The sequence below is a fragment of the Eubacterium sp. AF36-5BH genome, assembly GCF_003460505.1.
In the GTDB taxonomy this organism is placed as follows: Bacteria; Bacillota; Clostridia; order Lachnospirales; family Lachnospiraceae; genus Eubacterium_G.
In genome coordinates, this window is the sequence record NZ_QTVG01000018.1 from 1 (window position 1) to 4,882 (window position 4,882).

Consider the following 4,882-nt stretch of genomic DNA (forward strand, 5'->3'; position numbering starts at 1 on the left):
AAAACTCATTGATAAGATTAGCGGTCAAGGCGAGAGGGAGTGAGGTGCAAAAGACTATGGCAAAATACACCAAAAGGAGAGATAAAAGAGGGTATGAGTGGAAGTCTGCTTATCGGGAGAAAGAAGCCCTTATGTTGGAGAGGGGATACCCGGAAGTAAGTCCTCATGATTTCTATCGGGAGTTGTTTCCGGCTGGCAGTCTCCAGCAAGAGCCGGAGGACGGAAAAGGTAATATTATAGCGACACAGATTAGACCGTCTGGCAAAGGAAGAACCCGGCAGTGGGTAATTGATGATAGTCTGAAAATGCTGGATAAGGTCATAGGAGATAGGTTTGGGCTGATACCGCCTATTAGTTTTTACGGAAAGTCACACACGAAAGAGAACGCTCATGAGCTGTTTGCGGTGGTGGTGGACGTGGATTATGTAGGCAAACAGCAGTTAAAGAACCTGTTGAAGCAGTTTGGGAATGGTGTGCAGCTTCGTCCGACTTATCTTGTCAGCTCCGGCAAGGGGGTACATCTTTACTATTTCTTGCAGGAGCCGGTTCAGTTGTATCGAAACCGGGAAGAAGTGCTTGCGGAGCTGAAAGAAGCCTTTATCCGGCGGCTATGGAATGATACCAGCTCTATCCGTCCGGACAGCCCGGATATAACCGGAATTTATCAAGGTTTCCGGTGTGTGGGGAGTCAGTCGAAGCTGGGTGCAGATTTCCCAGTAAAAGCCTATAAGCTGTCAGAGAACCGTTACACGCTGGAGGACATAAAAGCCAGCATACCGAGCTGTAAGGTAGACCTTGCTCCGTTGTACGAGAAGCCGAGAAGAAAAAGTACCGTTACGCTGGAAGAAGCAAAGGAGCTGTACCCGGAATGGTATGAGAAGCGGATCGTGCAGGGAGAGCCGAAGCAGAAAAGTAAGAAGCAGGGCGGTACGTGGGTATGTAACGAAGCTTTATATGAGTGGTGGAAACGGAAAATAACCGAGGAAGTGAAAGCCGGAGGGCGTTACTTTTCTATTATGGCGTTGTGCTCTTATGGCTTGAAGTGTGGCATATCCGAGCAGAAGATACGGAGAGACGCCTATGCGTTCCTGGACCATTTAGAGAGCCTTACCGAGGACGAGGACAACCATTTCAGCCGGGCAGATGTGAAAGACGCTCTTCGGGCATTGAAAGGGGACAGAAAAAGGCTGTCAACGATAGCAAGCCGGGAATGGATAGAGGACAACACAAAGGTTACGATACCAGCAAATAAGCGGAATTACAGAAAGCAAAAAGACCATGTAAAGGTTATGAATACTATGAAAGCTTTAAAAAAGCAGTTAGGAGAAGAAGTAAAAGAGGGTAGACCAAAAGGGAGTGGAACAGCGGAGCAGACAGTCAGAGAATGGCAGGAGAGCCACCCAGCAGGAAAGAAAGCGGACTGCATTCGAGAGACAGGATTGAGCAAGCCCACCGTTTACAAGTGGTGGAAGTAGGGCATACTTGAAATGCCGAAAGGCATATGCTATAATGCCAGTAGGCAAGAAAGACGAAAGTGCTCATTGTGGCACGCAAAAAGCCCCGGAGGTCGCAACTCCGGGGCTTTTCTATTCCGTTGTGGCAAGGTGGCTTATTCCTTAGGCTGGCTACCGCCTATTTATCTCCGTCCAGCCATTTGCAGATGTAGTAGGCGACTACACTTGCCAAGACAGAGAGTAAGAAAGACGAAAATATACTCATGGTGGCACACCCCCTTTCTGTACCTGTATAGGGGTGGTAGCGTCGCTCATTATACCATAGTGGCAGAAATGCCACAAGAAGCCATTTCCCCTTGTTTATTATCAAAGCCATAAGGAAAAGAGTGTCAAGGGCGGTCATAGACCGCAGCGTTTACCCTTGATACTCTTTTTTGTTGGCTATAATGCCGGAGGGGAAAACGGCTGTCCGTCCGTTCCGTTACTTCCCCCTGTGCTTCATTGTCCGTTCCGGCGGAAGAAAGTAAAGGGTGGTCTGCGACCATTTTTTATCTGCTGTACTCGCTGATCGGCAAGCCGAAGCTCATACTGCAGATAAAAAACAAGCCCTTGACTTTCTTCCACCTACACTTCCAAAGTCGCCCAAGAGGAAGTAAGCTCCACTATATTCTTGGCAGAATATACGCACGAATATATCCGCTTGATATAGGGTGTCTATCATGCTATAATATGTGTAGCGGATATATTGCAAGTTCCCTAAAGTGTTACCACTTTAGAACTTGTGAGGGTGGCAAGCCCCCCTTCAATCCCCCTTTTCAGAGAGCCGAAAGGCTCATAGTGTGACGGTGGTAGCACCGAAGAAAGAGAGGTCAAAGGCATGAAAAAAGAAATGGATAAAATTCAGTTTGAGTACAGATACGAGGTGCAGGAGCTGATGAAAGTAATTGATAAATATGTAAAACAGAACCCGGCAGAAAAGGAAAATAAGACGCTGGAGCGTTTCTTTGACTTGCTTGATGTCATGGATATGGAGTGGTAAGGGTATGAACAAGACAAGACCAAAGCAGTTATCATTCCGAGTAAGTGAAGAAGAATACCGGCAGTTGCAGGAGAAGATTTTAGAGAGTGGAAAGAACCAGCAGGAGTATATCCTTTCCTGTGTGCTGGAGAAGCAGATCGTGAATACGGACGGTATCAAAGAACTTATCCCGGAACTGAAACGGATAGGGAACAACCTCAACCAAATAGCAAAGCGGTGTAATGAGGGGGGAATGTTGCCGAGTGAAGCGGAAGTGCGGAAGCATGGAGAGGAGCTGAACAAAGTATGGCAGTCATTAAGGCGGTATCTTCAAAGGCGGGCATAGGGCACGCAATAGATTATGTGACGAAAAAAGAAAAGACAGAGGAGAAGCTTGTCAGCGGTCTGCATTGTGAGCCGGAGACGGTCAAGGAAGAAATGCAAGCCACAAAGGAGCTGTGGGGCAAGACGGACGGAAGAACCTATAAGCATTATGTGCAATCCTACCATGAGGACGAGGAAATAACCCCGGAGCAGGCTCACAAGAACGCTGTCGAGCTGGCAGAGCATACAAAGGCATGGAAAGGGCATGAAGTTCTGATAGCCACGCATATAGACAAGGGGCATATACACACGCACTTTATTGTTAATTCCGTAAATTATGAGAACGGTCATAAGCTCCAATGGAGTAAGCACGACCTTAAAGACTTAAAGGAACGGTGCAACGAGCAGAGCCGGGAACAGGGCTTGCATGTGCCGGAGAAAGGAAAGACATTTGCTGGAGAAGTACGGGAAGAAACGGTGGCATGGAGCAAAGACACCTACCAGCTTTTGAAACAGGCAGAGCAGGGAAAGGTCAAAAGCTATGTGCAGGATATTGCCCTTGCGGTGCTGGATTGTAAGGAAACAGCGACCAGCCGGGAAACATTTATCCGGCTGATGAATGAAAGAGGGTACGGAGTGGACTGGCAGGACAGCCATAAGTACATCACATATACCGACTTAGCCAGGGAACAGGCAGGAGAAAAGGCTTGTAAAATCAGGGATAACAAGCTGGAAAAATACTACAATATGGATTTTGGAAAGGAGAGTATGGAGCATGAGTTTGAGAGAAATGCACGAACAGCAGAAGCAGAGCAGTCCAAGAGAGCAGCTTCAAGAGTTAAACCGACAGAGCCGGACAGAGCTGGAAAACAGTCTGCTCAAAGAAGCGTTGGCGATGTCGAGCGAGAACTGCGAGGAATTGATGAAGCAGTCAAATCAAGAACAAGTGAGGGCAGAGCAGAACAGGCAGAGAGACGCAGAGCAGAACAGGAAGCTCATCAGCGAGCTGAAGCAGAGCGTAGAGCTGCTGAAGAACAGCAACGAATTGCTTCAAGACGCTATATCGGGCGAGATTGGGAGCCTGAAAGATGAGGTTAAGGAAAACACCGTCCAAGAGGTTAGAAAGGCGTTACAGGCGAATATAGAGGCTATACAGAGGGCTACAAAGCTTCTTGAGAAGCAGTCTGATACACTTACGAGCGTGATGAAGCAGAAGATCCGGGAGCTTGAGGAAAGTAAGAACAGTTTTTTTAGATATGAGGGCTTGAAGTTGTACCTGTTTTGGGGCGGTATGGTCTGCAATATTTTAGTGTTTCTTATGCTGTTGTATGGTATGATTAGTAAGTAAAAAGAAATCGATAAATTAGAATTTTAAAAAGGAGTGTGATGACCATGATTTTTGATTTTGAGCCTTGGCAATTAGATATTGATATTGACTTAACTAAACAATTATATAGAAGTTGTAAAGGAGACTTTGTATGGGTAGAAAAGAAATAACAACAAAAGAAGATTTAATGAAAGTAATAGAATTATTCGAAAATACTGGAATTACATACTGGTTGGATGGCGGATGGGGTGTAGATATTTTAGCTGGTAAACAAACAAGAATTCATAGAGATATAGATATAAATTTTGATGCTCAACATACGGAAAAATTGTTAAATGTGCTTTTGAATCTGGGCTATAAAATTGATACAGACTGGAAACCGGTTAGAATAGAGTTATATAGTGATGAACTTGGTTACTTAGACATTCACCCGTTCGTTTTAAATGAGGACGGAACTTCAAAACAAGCTGATTTAGAGGGTGGATGGTATGAGTTTGAAAAAGATTACTTTGGTAGTGTTTTTTTTGAAGGCAAAACAATTCCTTGTATATCTTTAAAAGGCCAAAAAGTTTTCCATTCAGGTTATGAATTAAGAGATAAAGATAAGCATGATATTTCAATTCTTGAAAGTTTATCAAAATAACATCGCTGTAATTTCTAAGATAAATTGCAGTTTGTCGGTACGAAGAAAAAGGTGCAAAAATGTATTGATAAGATTAGCGGTCAAGGCGAGAGGGAGTGAGGTGTAGATATTGACAT

Annotated in this window: 5 protein-coding genes; all 5 read left to right on the top strand. The window is 45.0% G+C overall.

All coding sequences use genetic code 11. The features are described 5' to 3' along the window. A partial coding sequence (locus tag DW006_RS11895; RefSeq protein WP_330673885.1) for a hypothetical protein occupies nt 1-1,475 on the top strand: 1,475 nt, incomplete at its 5' end. An 856-nt stretch (nt 1,476-2,331) separates the two neighbouring features. Continuing rightward, complete coding sequence (locus tag DW006_RS12195) at nt 2,332-2,493, top strand: hypothetical protein (protein ID WP_004614779.1); 162 nt, start codon at nt 2,332-2,334, stop codon at nt 2,491-2,493. Nucleotides 2,494-2,497: 4 nt separating this feature from the next. Further along, nucleotides 2,498-2,818 carry a MobC family plasmid mobilization relaxosome protein gene (locus DW006_RS11910; protein ID WP_021638906.1) on the top strand — a complete coding sequence of 107 codons (321 nt, stop codon included), beginning with the start codon at nt 2,498-2,500 and terminating at the stop codon, nt 2,816-2,818. After that, on the top strand, nt 2,779-3,888 hold the full coding sequence (locus DW006_RS11915) for a relaxase/mobilization nuclease domain-containing protein (protein WP_118000899.1): 1,110 nt from the start codon (nt 2,779-2,781) through the stop codon (nt 3,886-3,888). The genes DW006_RS11910 and DW006_RS11915 overlap by 40 nt, the downstream gene beginning before the upstream one ends. A 386-nt stretch (nt 3,889-4,274) precedes the next feature. Continuing rightward, entirely contained in the window at nt 4,275-4,766 is a 492-nt protein-coding gene (locus tag DW006_RS11925) for a hypothetical protein (RefSeq protein ID WP_009263190.1), read from the top strand. The last annotated feature ends 116 nt before the right edge of the window (nt 4,767-4,882 follow it).

Coding starts and splice junctions, on each gene's coding strand:
- DW006_RS11925 (WP_009263190.1), top strand. CDS start 4,275: ATGGGTAGAAAAGAAATAACAACAAAAGAAGATTTAATGAAAGTAATA.
- DW006_RS11915 (WP_118000899.1), top strand. CDS start 2,779: ATGGCAGTCATTAAGGCGGTATCTTCAAAGGCGGGCATAGGGCACGCA.
- DW006_RS11910 (WP_021638906.1), top strand. CDS start 2,498: ATGAACAAGACAAGACCAAAGCAGTTATCATTCCGAGTAAGTGAAGAA.
- DW006_RS12195 (WP_004614779.1), top strand. CDS start 2,332: ATGAAAAAAGAAATGGATAAAATTCAGTTTGAGTACAGATACGAGGTG.